A 14,047-nucleotide genomic window follows, 5' to 3' on the forward strand; every position below is an offset into this window, starting at 1 on the left:
ATATCGATCTATCTTCGGGGCAGGGTGAAATTCCCGATCGGCGGTATTAGAGTTCGACTCTTGAGCCCGCGAGCCGCAAGGCAGGATTTGGTGAGATTCCAAAGCCGACAGTATAGTCTGGATGGGAGAAGATGGAGGTTCTGCGAGCGTCTCAAAATTTTATAGTTTTGAACGTTTATTAAGCATGCCTTGTTAACTCCCTCAAGTTTTTTCTTGAGGGAGTTTTATTATAAGGTGATGATGGCTGAACCTCTCTTCCTAAACGTGATGGATCAAAAAAGGAGAGAGGAAAATGAAGAAAAAGAAGAACACAAAGGTAAAAGCAATGGTATCGATTGGAATGCTCAGTAGTATCGCGTATCTGCTCATGTTGTTAAATTTCCCGTTACCGCTTTTTCCGAATTTTTTGTTTGTCGATTTCAGTGATATTCCGGCACTGATTGCCACATTAATTTTTGGCCCTGTGGCGGGAATTTTAGTTGAATTTTTCAAGAATATACTGAATTACATTGCAACAGGAAGCCAGACAGGAATTCCGGTTGGGCATATAGCCAACTTTTTAGCGGGTATTCTGTTTATATTACCAACCTATTTTGTCTATAACAAACTTAAAACAAGGAAGGGTATGACACTTGCATTAATTGCAGGTACAGTGATTATGGCAATCATGATGAGTATTTTAAATTACCTCATTATCTTGCCTGCCTACACAGCACTATTAAACTATCCGGATATGCGAAATTATGTGGTGCCGGCTATTCTTCCTTTTAATATCTTAAAAGGTGTAATGATGTCTATTATATTTATGCTCCTATTTATAAGGATGCAGTCTTGGATTCAAAAATTATCGCCTGTAAAAAACGCATAAAGGTTTAAGGGCAGCCATTTAACTTGGCTGTCTTTTGTTTTGTAGACAAATAAAAAACCCTCACCATAAATGGTGAGGAGTAGTAGCTTTATCAATATCTTTTACTTATTCAAATTTAGTTGCATCGCCATCGAATGGTTCGTCAGCAACCTTAATAGAATCAGTTGGGCAACCTTCAAAAGCGTCCATCATATCATCGATTAATACATCTGGAATTTCAACAATACCTTCGTTATCGTCAAGAGTTACAAATGCAATCCCCTCATCATCATAATCATAGATATCTGGAGCAGCTGCGCCACAAGCACCACATGCGATGCAGGTTTCCTTGTCTACAATTGTATACTTTGCCATGAAAAAAACCTCCCAGTTAAATAACAAAAATTGTCTTACCTATTTTCCAAACATGAATTGGAAAACAAATTTCACATTTCTATTGTAAAACTGTATCGACAACTTTTCAATAGAAAAATACATTTATCCCAGTTACGGTTTATTTTGGTCACTTCTACAATTTTGAACAACAAGAAAACGTTTTTCATGGTAGAATAAAGAGGAATTTGGGGAATATTGTCGGAAAGGATGTGTATGCGTTGAACCAATGTAAATCAGTTATACTAGATTGTCTAAAAAGATTGAATAATGAAAGGACGGTTTATTCCATCTTTCATCTGTTTAATGGAAAAAAGTCAGCGCAAACCATTCAAGACGCACATTTATTTAGGCTAAAGAAGTATTTTGGGATCTTCGAAACGATAACTAGGGATGAGTTTGATTCCTTTATACAAGTAATGGAAGAAGAACGATTGATAACAACTTGCGGTGAACAAAAATATCTTCCTTCACAAATTGGAGAGGGGATTTTAGAAAGCTTTTCAGGACTAAAATATATAAATGGATGGACATATCAAAAGATTAGCTCTGTTTTTTGGGAGCGGCTTTCCTTATTTGTTCAAGTTGCTTCCCATTTTGCTTATGGAGAAACCAGATATATTCCGATCCAAAAAAATAAGGACGTTCAAGACTGGCTTAAAAAAGTTGTACATCAAGTTCAAGTCTCAAGACATGAACTTGGAACGGAACTTTATTCTGAAATTAACAGCTGTTTCGAAGGGGTTGGTGAGATGAACCCTTCTTTAATGGTATTTCGTCTAACCGGATTCGGGCAGATTGGATTGACATCTCTGCAAGCAGCGAAACGAGTAAATCTAGACCCGCTGGACTACCATCTTGATTTCTTAAATATTCTACATTTCATGATTCAAAAAATCTCAAGTGATCTATTATCTTTTCCGTTGCTAGCTTTTCTTTTGCATGGTTTGGATCAGGACAATGATATGACTCAATCCACAAGGAAAACTTGGAATTTATTAAAATCAGGCTATTCAATTGAAATGATTGCGGCGGAACGTCATTTAAAAATGAGTACAATTGAAGACCATCTTGTAGAAATTGCCCTGCATAGAGATGATTTTTCGATTGAGGACTATGTTCATAAAGAATTACAGGAAATGATTATAGAGCAGGCGAAGCGTTTAACCACAAAACAGCTCAAGTATATTAAGGACCAGGTTAAAATAGCTAGTTACTTTCAAATCAGATTAGTTTTGGCGAAGTATGGTGTTCAATAATGGATTTAGAAACAATATTAAAAACGGAATTTGGCTATTCTACCTTTAAACCGGGACAAAAGGAGGTTATTACCTCTATTCTTTCCGGACAGCATACGTTGGCAATGCTCCCTACCGGAACTGGTAAAACATTATGTTACCATCTCCCAGGCTATGTCCTAACTGGACACATTTTAATCATTTCTCCACTTCTATCACTAATGCTTGATCAGGTTGAGCAGTTTAAACGGTTTGGTGAAAAAAGAGTAGTGGCGCTAAATTCATTTCTGTCTATAGATGAGAAAAATAGAGTTCTTCATCATATAAATGAGTATAAGTATATATTTATTTCACCTGAGATGCTAACCATTCCCTACATCATTCATAAGCTTCAAAAGCTAGCCATAGATTTATTTGTAGTCGATGAGGCCCATTGCATCTCACAATGGGGATATGACTTTCGTCCAGATTACTCCAAACTTGGAGTGATCCGCAGGCAACTCGGTAGTCCATTAACACTTGCTCTTACCGCTACTGCAACTGACAAAGTACGGGAGGATATTATTCAGTCTTTGGACCTTAAACAGGTTTCAAAGGTTATTTCATCCATTGATCGTCCTAATATTGGATTATATTTGGAAGAAGTAACAGGATACCAAGAAAAGGAGCAGCGAATTTTAGAGTTGGTGTCTAAGCTACCGAAGCCGGGCATTATTTATTTTTCCAGTAAAAAAACAGCTGAATCCATGGCAACCCTATTGACCGATCAGAGAATATGCGAAGCAAGTCCTTATCATAGCGGTCTTGACCAGAATACCCGAGTATTAATTCAACAGCAATTTATTCATGATCAGCTTGATGTTATTTGTGCTACAAGTGCGTTTGGAATGGGCGTTAATAAGGAAAATATTCGATTTATTATCCATTTCCACATGCCGATGACATTAGAGTCATATTTACAAGAAATCGGAAGAGCAGGACGTGACGGTAAACCGAGTATCGCGATTTTGTTATATACACCAGGGGATGAACAGATCCCTCTTCAATTGGTGGAAGGAGAACTGCCATCTCCGCAGCAAATTGATTGGCTTTTTAGGGAAATTTCTAAAGTGGACGGTTCTGAGCTACATGCTCATTTAAAGGAACTTGGGGGATTTACGGAAGTACAATGGAGAATTATGGAGGGTTTCTTTAACGAATCTTCATTGGAAGAATCAAATGATCGCTTAAAAGAGAAAATATTGAAGTTTGTTTATGAGCGATTGGCTGTTAAAAAGGACCAAATATTCTATATGAAAAATTGGATCTTGGCAAAACGATGCAGAAGAGAACTCATATTGGAATTCTTCGATGAAATAGTGGAGGAAAAGGTAACGCCTTGCTGTGATTATTGTGGGCTGGAACTTATGGATTATCAAGCGATGAACCACAATATGAAGGAAAGAAAAGTAGCAGAAACATGGAAAGAATATCTTGCAAAATTATTAATTAATAGTGGGTAAAACAAATGAAAACGAAATATAATGAACTAATTTCAGGTTTAACGGATCGGGAACTGCTTTTTCATCTCTATCTGACACAGATCATTCTGTTGATTGCTTCGTTCATTTTGGGGTGGCTCTTTTATGATCATTTCTCCTATTTTAATCAGTTTCGCATACATGACAGTAAAATTATAACGATAGGTTTGTCTCTCGGAATTGTGGTTGTCATGATAGATGCGGTTCTAATGAAATGGTTACCTGCTTCTTATTATGATGATGGGGGATTAAACGAACGAATTTTTAAAAATCGAAATGTATTTCACATTCTCTTTATCGCCTTTTTTGTTGCATTTAGTGAGGAATTATTGTTTCGAGGAATCATTCAAACGAAAGTGGGACTTATTTGGGCAAGTTTCATTTTTGCCATCATACACTATCGGTATCTATTTAATTGGTTTTTATTTGTTAATATCGTTTCACTAAGCCTATTGATTGGCTTCGTGTACGAGTGGACTAATAATTTAGCTGTTACAATCGTTATGCATTTTATTATTGATTTTTTATTAGGGGTCTATATAAAGTTCAGATCTAGGAAATGATTTTTGTGATAAAGGAGTTGGGGTTTATGAATAAAGAAGATCAATATAGAGATCAAGCAGAAAGCTTAAGACAAAAAGTGAAAGAATTAAATGGCAATACTAATCATACAGTTGAAAATATGGACCCGCTGCCTCCAAGGGAACAGCTGCATCGCAATAAGAAAAAGAAAATGAAATGGAAAGTTAAATATCCAGTGATCAGGTTACTAGTGTTATTCTTTTTTCTCCTTCCTGTCATTATTTTCAGTGTTATTTTCTATCGGGATGGACATAAAATTTCAAATGCGGTTAAAACATCAGGGGAACATGTTGGATATGAAACGGTGAATTTGGAAACTACCAAAGAAAAAAAGATAAAAGATCAAAGAAAAACAGAAAACACCCCAGTTGGTAAAGAGGATGAGAACAGTCAAATCCAATCAGAAACAGCGCCACCAAATACCGGAGAGGTTTCCAATCAAGGTGGGGCTAATTTCGGCGGTTCGGACAAAAATAGTACACCACAAAAGGTAGTTGTAAAGCCTCAACCAAAACCAGCTCCACAACAAACAAGTAAAGTTGTATACCATACCGTAAGGGCAAAAGAAACTTTATTTGGTATTGCCATGAAATATTATCGATCACAAACTGGGATGGACATCATTAAGCGAGCCAACCAACTTCAAGGCGACCAATTAACAGAAGGGCAAGTCTTGAAAATTCCGCTCAACCAATAACCAAAACCGATTAAATAATCGGTTTTTTTTATACATAAAAAGGGAGACAAGCTCATAAGTATGTAGGGAGAAATGGAGGGATAGTGATGGATTCTCCGATTCAATCTTTGGAATATACAGATGAAGCTACAAAGCAAATGCTCGAGAATGTTAGGAAACGGAAGGATAAATTTGATAAGGCGGAAAAAAAACATTTTATTTCAATATATGCCACTTTGTTATTGGCACTTATTTATTTCGTGTATTTTTATTTTACAATAGCCAAGTATTATTCCTACTCATTCATGGCCATGTTCACAGCTTCGGTGAATGATCAGGTGAATATAGTATTATTAGCTCTTACAATTATTGGATACGGTTCTATGAATGTATTGAAACAGCAAAAGGAAAAGAAAGAAAAAGAATACCAAGAACTCCGCTGTGAAATTGTAGATCGGAGTAAAGACTTATGGAAAAAAGAAGAACAGTGGAATAATAGGCACATTGTCTTTGATGTGATGAAAAAAGCCTATGATATTAACCTGTACCATGAAAAAAAATAAGAAGCAGGTCCAACTGCTTCCTAGTTAAAATATTTTCTTTTTTCCCTTTTCATCCTTTAAGATTTCAACTGCTTCACGGAACCGTTGGGAGTGAATGATTTCTCTTTCCCTCAAAAACCTGAGACCATCATTCAAATCTGGATCGTCACTCATATTGATAATCCATTGGTAGGTGGCTCGGGCTTTTTCTTCCGCCGCAATATCTTCATAAAGGTCAGCGATTGGGTCTCCTTTTGCTTGGATATAGGTTGCCGTAAAAGGGACACCTGCTGCATTATGATAAAAAAGGGCACTATCATGATCCGCGTAATGCTCTGAAAGCCCTGCCGCTTTTAATTGCTCAGGAGTGGCATCTTTGGTTAATTTATACACCATAGTGGCAATCATCTCCAGATGAGCGAATTCTTCTGTTCCAATATCCGTGAGAAGGCCAATTACTTTATCGGGAATCGTGTAACGTTGATTTAAATATCTTAGGGCAGCAGCAAGTTCCCCGTCAGCACCGCCGTATTGTTCAATTAAAAATTTTGCTAACATGGGATTACATGTACTAACGCGAACCGGATATTGTAATTTTTTCTCATAAATCCACATGTAACACGATCCCTCCTTCTATTAAACTTGCCAAGGCCATGGACTATCGTCCCAATTCCAAGGATAATTAGAATAACTATTGCCAAATTGTTGTAGTGGTCCAAATTGACTTTCAAATTGTTTTTTTAATCTTTTTCTTTCCTTTGCATAATGATTGAATTGATTTATTGCTTCCATATCATCATTATGGGTATCTAAATAAAGGGTCAGTTCAACCAAAACAAAATCTACTGCCTGGAGTTGTTCCATAAGTTGATAATATTCAGCGGGAACCTGCTTCATGTTGACGGCCCCCTTTTTCCTTTCTCATAAGGACTGTACCACGGATCATAAAAATCCTTCCACAGGGTCCCAGCCTTCAGAGCTTCCATAGGTGAAAACTGCTCCAAATTGGGTGGTTGGAAACCAATATATAAATGTGGTGGTGTAGAATAGGCTTTTTCAAGAATGGGTTTACAAGGATCAAATGGACTTGCGTACGGATGATAGCTTTTAAGATGAGTATTCATACCATACCTCCTTATTCATCATCAATTAATCATATGAAAAATTTTTCGTCACATGACATAAATCTTTAATATATTAGAGGTTTTTTGCCCCAGATATAGAAGTATAATAAAGGTGAAGTAATTTACATTGAGGTGATGGGTATGTTTGTAAAGAATATCATGATTCCAAAACAGGAATGTGTGACCGCACTAGAATCAGAAACCTTAGCTTCTGCACTTGAAAGGCTTGAAGCCCACAAGATTGATGGATTACCGGTTTTGAGTGGCAACCTTTACGCCGGGGTTATTACCAGATATAGTATTTATGAAAATTATTTTCTTTCAAATCAACCAAAAGAGGAATATTTAGCTTCAACCTTAGTTAAAGATCTTGCTAAATATCAAGATAGGTATTTAAAGGGTGCAGAACTATTTGAAAAAACTTTGCTAGACTTGAAGGATTTTCCTCTGTTAGCTGTAGTAAATGATAATCTTGAATTTCTTGGAGCCGTTACAAGGGCAGATGTTTTAAGCTCTTTTGAAAGCGCTTTTGGAGTCAATCGTCCAGGTGTGAGAATCGCTTTTACTTCTGTCGAAACAGAGGGCAGAATTGCAAGGTTAGCTGAAATTGCCCATCATTTTCATGAGCATATTATTTCACTAGTTACCTTTGATGAAACTGATAAACTTGTCAGAAGAATCGTGATGAAAATTGAGAAGAAAGATAATATTGATAAATTTATTAAAAAACTGGAGGAACATGGATTCCGGATTTTGAGTATTAAAGAAGTATAATACTTTGAAAAATATGAAAAGAATGTAAATCCCTCTCATACATTTGGTTATGGGAGGGATTTTGATGTTTTTAAGGCTTATTAGACTTTTAGGAGTTTTTATTTGCGGCTATTTAGTCATTAAATGGATTACTGTTCAGCATCCGTTTATACTGGGGGACTTTTTTATCGAACTGGTCATTCATCCTCTTGAGTTTTTTGCTGCTACATTGGCCTTTTTTCTTGGAGTAATTTTTACTGGGAGAGTTTTTAGAGATCTTATACATACTTTGGGAAAGATATTCAGTAAGCAAAAGGAGCAAAAGTGGTATTTTTTGTTCAATTCGATAGGTTGTCTTGTTGTTTTTTTCTTTTTATTTCAGTTGGGATGGGAACATTCTCTCTTAATCTTGTGTGTTAGTGTCATTTACAGTGTAGCATCAATTAACATGTAAGACATTCACAATATACGCCCCGATGCATACTCTAGAAACAAGAGTTAGGTCACGGCAGGGGGCTAAATCATGCGCTTGGAACGCTTAGCAGCAAATAAAATTAAAATTTTTTTAACCTCTGATGATTTGTTTGAAAGAGGATTATCCAATGAGGAAATATGGAAAGATTCAGGTAAATGGAATCAGCTCTTTCATGATTTACTTGAAGAGGCAAGTGTAGAATTTGATGTTGATATAAGGGGTTCTGTAGCGGTGGAAATTTTCTCCCTCCATGCACAAGGGTTGATAATGATTATTACGGTTGATGATGTTAAAGAAGATGAAGAAATATTAGCAGATGGATTTATAGAGATGCAGGTTAGAGTGGGGGGATTCGAGGATCTTTTATATGAATTTGAGGAATTTGAGGACATTATTAACCTTTCAAAAAGACTGGCTTCACTGAATATTTTTGGTGGAAGTTTATATAGAATGAATAATCAATATTTTCTATTGCTCGATAAAGAAGCGGGGTCAAGAGAAATTACGGCACCCTTATTAGCCGAATTCGGAAATGCGTCTATTCAGAGTCCTTATATTTTGGCGGAATACGGAAACAGGATTTTGGAGAAAAATGCAATCGAGACCATAATGCATTATTTTAAATAAGGGTATAATAATGCAGCTATATGAAGGTGGCGGTATGACTATTATCAGCTGGAATACGGAATAAAAATTTAACGTTGCCATCATGCGTGGTAACGTTTACATATACACGGTATTAAACAAAAAAAGTATATATATTAATTATTTGCATTACTCATGTAAAGGTGTATACTTGTGACTGAAAGCGCGGACAACATTCGTAAAAGTGATTTCTTAGGAGGTTTACAAATGGCAGCCGAAAAAGATACTGAAAAGACTAATCAAGAGGGCAAACATAATGTGTTAAAATCTACACAGACAGTTATTCATAAAGCCCTTGATAGATTAGGATATCCTGAAGAGGTTTACGAGCTCTTAAAAGAGCCATTACGTATGATGACTGTTAAAATTCCCGTCAGAATGGATGACGGTTCAGTTAAAATATTTACCGGTTATCGCGCACAGCATAATGACGCAGTCGGTCCAACAAAAGGTGGAATTCGCTTTCATCCCGGTGTTACAGAGACTGAAGTGAAGGCTCTTTCAATTTGGATGAGCTTAAAATGCGGAATCGTTGATCTTCCATATGGTGGCGGTAAAGGCGGAATCGTCTGTGATCCACGCGACATGTCTTTTAGGGAACTTGAAAGATTGAGCCGTGGATATGTACGGGCTATCAGTCAAATTGTAGGACCTACAAAGGATATTCCTGCTCCCGATGTATTTACTAATTCGCAAATTATGGCTTGGATGATGGATGAATACAGCCGAATTGACGAATTTAATTCCCCTGGGTTTATTACAGGGAAACCATTGGTACTTGGAGGTTCACATGGCCGTGATTCAGCCACTGCGAAAGGTGTAACGATTTGTATTCGGGAGGCTGCGAAAAAGAAGGGCATTTCAATTGAAGGAGCAAGGGTTGTTATTCAGGGCTTCGGAAATGCCGGAAGCTACCTATCGAAATTTATGCATGATGCAGGGGCGAAAGTAATCGGCATTTCCGATGCTTATGGCGCACTATATGATCCAAATGGCCTTGATATTGATTATTTATTAGACCGGCGTGACAGCTTTGGAACTGTTACAAAACTCTTTAACAATACCATTACAAATAAAGAATTACTTGAACTTGAATGCGATATTCTTGTACCGGCTGCAATCGAAAATCAGATTACAGAGGAAAATGCCCATAATATCCGTGCCAGCATTGTGGTTGAAGCTGCAAATGGTCCGACTACATTAGAAGCTACGGAAATTCTTACAGAACGTGGAATTTTATTAGTACCGGATGTTCTTGCCTCAGCGGGTGGCGTTACCGTTTCTTATTTTGAATGGGTTCAAAATAATCAGGGATATTATTGGACAGAAGAAGAAGTTGAAGAGAAACTGGAAAAAGTCATGGTTAAATCCTTCAACAATATATATGATACAGCTGAGACCCGTCGTGTCGACATGCGTTTGGCTGCATATATGGTTGGGGTTAGGAAAATGGCTGAAGCAAGCCGTTTTAGAGGCTGGATTTAATATTGAAATATCAAAACAAAACTCCTATCATTAACAGATGGGAGTTTTTTTATTATAATGTAATAGATTTTATTTGGATGAAAGGGAGTAACGGACTTGCAAAATGAAGAGATCATCATCGTCGGTGGGGGACCATGCGGTTTGGCAGCAGCAATTGCGCTGCAAGAAATCGGAAAAAAGCCGCTAATTATTGAGAAAGGCAATATTGTAAACTCCATTTATCATTATCCAACACATCAAACCTTTTTTAGTACCAGTGAAAAATTAGAGATTGCTGATGTTCCGTTTTTAACCGAAAATTATAAGCCTAAAAGAAATCAGGCTCTTGTCTATTATCGGGAAGTGGCAATGAGAAAGGGCCTGCGCATCAATGCCTTTGAGCATGTGGTTGAGGTAACAAAACAGGATGATCTATTTATGGTAAAGACCGATAAAAATGATTACCAATCACGTTATGTTGTAATTGCCACGGGCTATTACGACCATCCAAATTATATGAACGTTCCAGGGGAAGAATTATCAAAGGTGTCCCATTACTTTAAAGAGGCTCACCCTTATTTTGATAAGGATGTTTGCGTTATTGGCGGGAAAAACTCCAGTGTCGATGCAGCCATAGAACTTGTTAAAGCAAAAGCAAGAGTCACGGTTATTTATAGAGGTTCACAGTATTCACAAAGTATTAAACCATGGATTCTTCCGGAATTTGAGGCATTAGTACGAGACGGAGTAGTAAACATGGAATTTAACTCCATTGTGAAAGAAATTACTGAGGATCAAGTCATTTATCTGAAAAATGGAGTCCAAAAAGAGATAAAAAATGATTTTGTCTTTGCGATGACAGGCTATCATCCTGATCATCAATTTTTACAAATGATGGGGGTTACCATAGACCCTGAAACGGGAAGACCTTCGTTTCACCCTGAAACATATGAAACGAACATAGAGGGGATTTTTATTGCTGGGGTTATTGCAGCAGGAAATAATGCGAATGAGATATTTATTGAAAACGGGAGATTTCACGGTTTTCATATTGCAAATGCAATATTTGAAAAAGAGAAAAGAGGGTAAATTGGAATGAAAAAGGTTGTATTGTTAACTACAGGAGGAACGATTGCCAGTAAACCAAATAAGGAATCAGGAAAATTAGCTTCAGGCGCATTAACAGGTGAAGAGCTGGCATCTATGTGTAATTTACCTACAGACATTGAAGTCATTGTGGAATCCGTTTTTCAAAAAGCGAGTATTCATATTACATTTGATGACTTAGTCGTATTAAAAAATAAAATTGACGGTTATTTTAAGGATGAACAAGTTTCGGGTGTTGTCGTTACCCATGGTACAGATACAATGGAAGAAACGGCATATTTTCTTGATTTAACAATTAAAGACAGCAGGCCGGTAATTGTAACAGGATCACAACGTTCAATAGATGATCTTGGTAGCGATGTTTATATAAATTTGCGACATGCCATTTATTCTGCTTGTTCAAACGATTTACATAACGTTGGAACCGTTGTTGTTTTTAACGAGCGAATTTTTGCAGCAAGGTATGTAAAAAAAGAACATGCTTCAAATATCCAAGGTTTTAATGTCTTTGGATTTGGATATCTGGGGATTATTGATAATGATGAAGTTCACGTTTTTCAAAAGCCTGTGAAAAGAGAATATTTTGAGATTAATTCATCTATTCCACAAGTTGAAATCATAAAATGTTACATCGGGGCAGATGGAAAGTTTATAAAAGTAGCCAGAGAAGCAGGTGTAAAAGGAATTGTTCTTGAGGGAGTAGGACGAGGCCAGGTTGCTCCAGAGATGATGGAAGAGATTGAAAAGTCGATTTCAGAAGGTATTAAGATTGTGATCACTACCAGTGCCGAGGAAGGCTCAGTCTATACAACATATGATTATGAAGGAAGCGCCTATGATTTGTATAAAAAAGGCGTTATTCTTGGAAGTGATAATGATTCTAAAAAAGCAAGAATCAAATTAGCGGTTGCTCTTGCCAGCAATTTAGAACACATTCATTTTTGATATTGGTAAAATAATCCAAAAAGTAGAGTGGAAATAAAAACTTTCATTTCATTATGGTTCCATCCATGTTACGATTAAGAAAATGGGTTTGAAAAGAGGTTCATCATGCTGGGATTATTATCTGCCGGGATTGCTCCTGGTTTGGCCTTGCTTTTGTTTTTTTATTTAAAAGATGAATATGAATCAGAACCGATTTCGTTTGTACTGCGGACTTTTTTGTATGGAGCTTTGCTGGTGTTCCCGATTATGTTTATCCAGCATGTGATCCAAACTGAGAATTTAATTCACTCTAATTTATTAGATGCCTTTTTAAGTACGAGTCTTCTTGAAGAGTTTTTCAAATGGTTCATCCTCTATTATGCTGTTTACCAACATGTGGAGTTCGACGAACCGTTTGATGGAATTGTGTACGGGGTTGCAGTTTCACTTGGTTTTGCTACAGTTGAAAATATATATTACCTCATTGCTAATGGAATTGAACATGCAATGACACGGGCACTTTTACCAGTGTCAAGTCATGCGTTGTTCGGTGTCATTATGGGCTTTTACTTTGGGAAAACAAAATTTATGGAAGGTAATAAAACTAAATGGCTAATGCTTTCACTTTTCTTGCCATTTATCCTCCATGGTTTTTATGATTTCATTTTGCTGACACAAAAACATTGGTTAATCATGATATTCCCGTTTATGATTTTCCTTTGGTGGTTTGGCTTAACAAAAGTAAAAACTGCAAGGATCCTAAGTGCCAATCATATGAAAAAACAATATTCTATGCAAAAAACTCTACATTCCTAAATATGTAGAGTTTTTTTATTGGAATAAAAATACTGGAACAGCAAAAAATAGGGTTACTGTAAAAAGATTTACAATGGGGGTTATTATTCCATGCCAATCAAAAAATTTCTATCAAAAGGACTTCTGTTGACGATTATTTTAGTAATGCCACTTTCCTGTGTAGATTCAAAGGTGGCACATGCCTTTACCAGACAGGTGATTCAAAAAGGTGCAGTAGGTGATGATGTGATTGAACTTCAGGCTAGGCTGCAATATACAGGTTTTTATCATGGGAAGATTGACGGTGTGTTTGATTGGAGTACTTATTGGGCACTGCGAAACTTTCAATATAAATTTGGCTTGCCAACTGATGGGATCGCAGGTGCAACCACAAAGGCTAAACTGGTTAAAGCAAGTAAGTACGATAAGCAATTTGTCAAACAACAAATACAGTCAGGAAAAAAATTCACCTATTATGGTGGAGTCGATCCGAAGAAACAAACCGCTGCATCAAAGAGTAAAGCGCCTGTAAAAAAAACATCTGCCCCTAAAAAAACAGCAGCGAGTAAACCAACAGCTTCCAACGTCCCTAAAGGGTTTTCGCAAAATGATATAAGATTATTGGCGAATGCAGTACATGGTGAATCCCGTGGTGAGCCGTATGTAGGTCAGGTGGCGGTTGCAGCAGTTATTATAAATCGTATTAATAGTGCATCGTTTCCAAATACAGTTTCAGGCGTTATCTTTGAGCCGGGAGCATTTACGGCAGTTGCGGATGGACAAATTTGGCTCACGCCAAATGAAACATCGAAAAAAGCAGTATTGGACGCACTCAACGGTTGGGATCCAACAGGCGAGGCACTATATTATTTTAATCCTGCGACAGCGACCAGCTCCTGGATTTGGGGTCGTCCGCAAATTAAACGGATTGGGAAACATATTTTCTGTAAGTAGAGGTGAAT

The 14,047-nt window shown here is 37.0% G+C and carries 18 protein-coding genes and 1 riboswitch; of the genes, 14 read left to right on the forward strand and 4 right to left on the reverse strand.

Annotation, left to right across the window (positions count from 1 at the left end; all coding sequences use genetic code 11):
- Nucleotides 1-6 precede the first annotated feature (6 nt).
- A riboswitch (FMN riboswitch) is annotated at nucleotides 7-137 on the forward strand.
- Between the two features lie 155 nt (nucleotides 138-292).
- A complete protein-coding gene (locus ACI3K6_RS00115; RefSeq protein ID WP_335476516.1) occupies nucleotides 293-868 on the forward strand; it encodes an ECF transporter S component in 576 nt (191 codons plus the stop codon).
- A 105-nt stretch (nucleotides 869-973) separates the two neighbouring features.
- Here the strand turns inward: ACI3K6_RS00115 and ACI3K6_RS00120 are convergent, their stop codons facing one another.
- Nucleotides 974-1,222: a ferredoxin gene (locus ACI3K6_RS00120; protein WP_079509594.1), complete on the reverse strand. Its 249-nt coding sequence runs from the start codon at nucleotides 1,220-1,222 to the stop codon at nucleotides 974-976.
- Nucleotides 1,223-1,461: 239 nt separating this feature from the next.
- Between ACI3K6_RS00120 and ACI3K6_RS00125 the strand changes: the two genes are divergently transcribed.
- From ACI3K6_RS00125 to ACI3K6_RS00145, 5 genes are all read left to right on the forward strand, one after another.
- The gene (locus ACI3K6_RS00125; RefSeq protein ID WP_435553222.1) at nucleotides 1,462-2,499 is read left to right on the forward strand and encodes a YpbB family protein; all 1,038 of its coding nucleotides are present in this window, start codon (nucleotides 1,462-1,464) and stop codon (nucleotides 2,497-2,499) included.
- A complete protein-coding gene (locus ACI3K6_RS00130) occupies nucleotides 2,499-3,980 on the forward strand; it encodes a RecQ family ATP-dependent DNA helicase (RefSeq protein WP_435553223.1) in 1,482 nt (493 codons plus the stop codon). The genes ACI3K6_RS00125 and ACI3K6_RS00130 overlap by 1 nt, the downstream gene beginning before the upstream one ends.
- A 5-nt stretch (nucleotides 3,981-3,985) precedes the next feature.
- Nucleotides 3,986-4,561: a CPBP family intramembrane glutamic endopeptidase gene (locus ACI3K6_RS00135; RefSeq protein WP_435553224.1), complete on the forward strand. Its 576-nt coding sequence runs from the start codon at nucleotides 3,986-3,988 to the stop codon at nucleotides 4,559-4,561.
- A 26-nt stretch (nucleotides 4,562-4,587) separates the two neighbouring features.
- Nucleotides 4,588-5,277 (forward strand): LysM peptidoglycan-binding domain-containing protein, encoded by a 690-nt coding sequence (locus tag ACI3K6_RS00140; RefSeq protein ID WP_435553225.1) that lies wholly within the window; start codon nucleotides 4,588-4,590, stop codon nucleotides 5,275-5,277.
- 86 nt (nucleotides 5,278-5,363) lie between these two features.
- Nucleotides 5,364-5,819 (forward strand): DUF2663 family protein, encoded by a 456-nt coding sequence (locus ACI3K6_RS00145; protein WP_335476506.1) that lies wholly within the window; start codon nucleotides 5,364-5,366, stop codon nucleotides 5,817-5,819.
- 24 nt (nucleotides 5,820-5,843) lie between these two features.
- Here ACI3K6_RS00145 and ACI3K6_RS00150 read toward each other — a convergent pair whose 3' ends face one another.
- Genes ACI3K6_RS00150 through ACI3K6_RS00160 form a run of 3 tightly spaced genes read right to left on the reverse strand, consistent with a single transcriptional unit; the run spans nucleotide 5,844 to nucleotide 6,922 of the window.
- Nucleotides 5,844-6,413, reverse strand: coding sequence for a manganese catalase family protein (locus ACI3K6_RS00150; protein WP_435553226.1), 570 nt, complete (start codon nucleotides 6,411-6,413; stop codon nucleotides 5,844-5,846).
- A 21-nt stretch (nucleotides 6,414-6,434) separates the two neighbouring features.
- A complete protein-coding gene (locus tag ACI3K6_RS00155) occupies nucleotides 6,435-6,695 on the reverse strand; it encodes a spore coat protein CotJB (protein ID WP_435553227.1) in 261 nt (86 codons plus the stop codon).
- Nucleotides 6,692-6,922 (reverse strand): spore coat associated protein CotJA, encoded by a 231-nt coding sequence (locus tag ACI3K6_RS00160; RefSeq protein WP_335476496.1) that lies wholly within the window; start codon nucleotides 6,920-6,922, stop codon nucleotides 6,692-6,694. Before ACI3K6_RS00160 ends, ACI3K6_RS00155 begins: the two co-directional genes overlap by 4 nt.
- Before the next feature lie 141 nt (nucleotides 6,923-7,063).
- Between ACI3K6_RS00160 and ACI3K6_RS00165 the strand changes: the two genes are divergently transcribed.
- The 8 genes from ACI3K6_RS00165 to sleB all read left to right on the forward strand — a co-directional run bounded on the left by ACI3K6_RS00165 (nucleotide 7,064) and on the right by sleB (nucleotide 14,039).
- On the forward strand, nucleotides 7,064-7,696 hold the full coding sequence (locus tag ACI3K6_RS00165; protein ID WP_335476494.1) for a CBS domain-containing protein: 633 nt from the start codon (nucleotides 7,064-7,066) through the stop codon (nucleotides 7,694-7,696).
- A gap of 64 nt (nucleotides 7,697-7,760) precedes the next feature.
- A complete protein-coding gene (locus ACI3K6_RS00170) occupies nucleotides 7,761-8,129 on the forward strand; it encodes a hypothetical protein (RefSeq protein WP_435553228.1) in 369 nt (122 codons plus the stop codon).
- A gap of 69 nt (nucleotides 8,130-8,198) precedes the next feature.
- On the forward strand, nucleotides 8,199-8,777 hold the full coding sequence (locus tag ACI3K6_RS00175; RefSeq protein WP_435553229.1) for an adaptor protein MecA: 579 nt from the start codon (nucleotides 8,199-8,201) through the stop codon (nucleotides 8,775-8,777).
- A gap of 225 nt (nucleotides 8,778-9,002) precedes the next feature.
- A complete protein-coding gene (locus tag ACI3K6_RS00180; RefSeq protein ID WP_335476487.1) occupies nucleotides 9,003-10,280 on the forward strand; it encodes a Glu/Leu/Phe/Val family dehydrogenase in 1,278 nt (425 codons plus the stop codon).
- A gap of 96 nt (nucleotides 10,281-10,376) precedes the next feature.
- Complete coding sequence (locus ACI3K6_RS00185) at nucleotides 10,377-11,348, forward strand: YpdA family putative bacillithiol disulfide reductase (protein WP_435553230.1); 972 nt, start codon at nucleotides 10,377-10,379, stop codon at nucleotides 11,346-11,348.
- 6 nt (nucleotides 11,349-11,354) lie between these two features.
- Entirely contained in the window at nucleotides 11,355-12,311 is a 957-nt protein-coding gene (locus ACI3K6_RS00190; RefSeq protein ID WP_335476483.1) for an asparaginase, read from the forward strand.
- Nucleotides 12,312-12,416: 105 nt separating this feature from the next.
- Entirely contained in the window at nucleotides 12,417-13,106 is a 690-nt protein-coding gene (gene prsW / locus ACI3K6_RS00195; RefSeq protein ID WP_335476481.1) for a glutamic-type intramembrane protease PrsW, read from the forward strand.
- Between the two features lie 144 nt (nucleotides 13,107-13,250).
- Nucleotides 13,251-14,039 carry a spore cortex-lytic enzyme gene (sleB, locus tag ACI3K6_RS00200; RefSeq protein WP_435553252.1) on the forward strand — a complete coding sequence of 263 codons (789 nt, stop codon included), beginning with the start codon at nucleotides 13,251-13,253 and terminating at the stop codon, nucleotides 14,037-14,039.
- The last annotated feature ends 8 nt before the right edge of the window (nucleotides 14,040-14,047 follow it).

Source organism: Neobacillus solisequens (assembly GCF_051233465.1).
Classification (GTDB): domain Bacteria; phylum Bacillota; class Bacilli; order Bacillales; family Cytobacillaceae; genus Neobacillus.

Excerpts from the sequence above, each read along its gene's own strand:
- ACI3K6_RS00135 (WP_435553224.1), top strand. The coding sequence starts at position 3,986 with ATGAAAACGAAATATAATGAACTAATTTCAGGTTTAACGGATCGGGAA.
- ACI3K6_RS00190 (WP_335476483.1), top strand. The coding sequence starts at position 11,355 with ATGAAAAAGGTTGTATTGTTAACTACAGGAGGAACGATTGCCAGTAAA.
- prsW (WP_335476481.1), top strand. The coding sequence starts at position 12,417 with ATGCTGGGATTATTATCTGCCGGGATTGCTCCTGGTTTGGCCTTGCTT.
- ACI3K6_RS00115 (WP_335476516.1), top strand. The coding sequence starts at position 293 with ATGAAGAAAAAGAAGAACACAAAGGTAAAAGCAATGGTATCGATTGGA.
- ACI3K6_RS00145 (WP_335476506.1), top strand. The coding sequence starts at position 5,364 with ATGGATTCTCCGATTCAATCTTTGGAATATACAGATGAAGCTACAAAG.
- ACI3K6_RS00170 (WP_435553228.1), top strand. The coding sequence starts at position 7,761 with ATGTTTTTAAGGCTTATTAGACTTTTAGGAGTTTTTATTTGCGGCTAT.
- ACI3K6_RS00120 (WP_079509594.1), bottom strand. The coding sequence starts at position 1,222 with ATGGCAAAGTATACAATTGTAGACAAGGAAACCTGCATCGCATGTGGT.
- ACI3K6_RS00180 (WP_335476487.1), top strand. The coding sequence starts at position 9,003 with ATGGCAGCCGAAAAAGATACTGAAAAGACTAATCAAGAGGGCAAACAT.
- ACI3K6_RS00160 (WP_335476496.1), bottom strand. The coding sequence starts at position 6,922 with ATGAATACTCATCTTAAAAGCTATCATCCGTACGCAAGTCCATTTGAT.
- ACI3K6_RS00130 (WP_435553223.1), top strand. The coding sequence starts at position 2,499 with ATGGATTTAGAAACAATATTAAAAACGGAATTTGGCTATTCTACCTTT.
- ACI3K6_RS00155 (WP_435553227.1), bottom strand. The coding sequence starts at position 6,695 with ATGAAGCAGGTTCCCGCTGAATATTATCAACTTATGGAACAACTCCAG.
- ACI3K6_RS00165 (WP_335476494.1), top strand. The coding sequence starts at position 7,064 with ATGTTTGTAAAGAATATCATGATTCCAAAACAGGAATGTGTGACCGCA.
- ACI3K6_RS00150 (WP_435553226.1), bottom strand. The coding sequence starts at position 6,413 with ATGTGGATTTATGAGAAAAAATTACAATATCCGGTTCGCGTTAGTACA.
- ACI3K6_RS00175 (WP_435553229.1), top strand. The coding sequence starts at position 8,199 with ATGCGCTTGGAACGCTTAGCAGCAAATAAAATTAAAATTTTTTTAACC.
- ACI3K6_RS00140 (WP_435553225.1), top strand. The coding sequence starts at position 4,588 with ATGAATAAAGAAGATCAATATAGAGATCAAGCAGAAAGCTTAAGACAA.
- sleB (WP_435553252.1), top strand. The coding sequence starts at position 13,251 with ATGCCACTTTCCTGTGTAGATTCAAAGGTGGCACATGCCTTTACCAGA.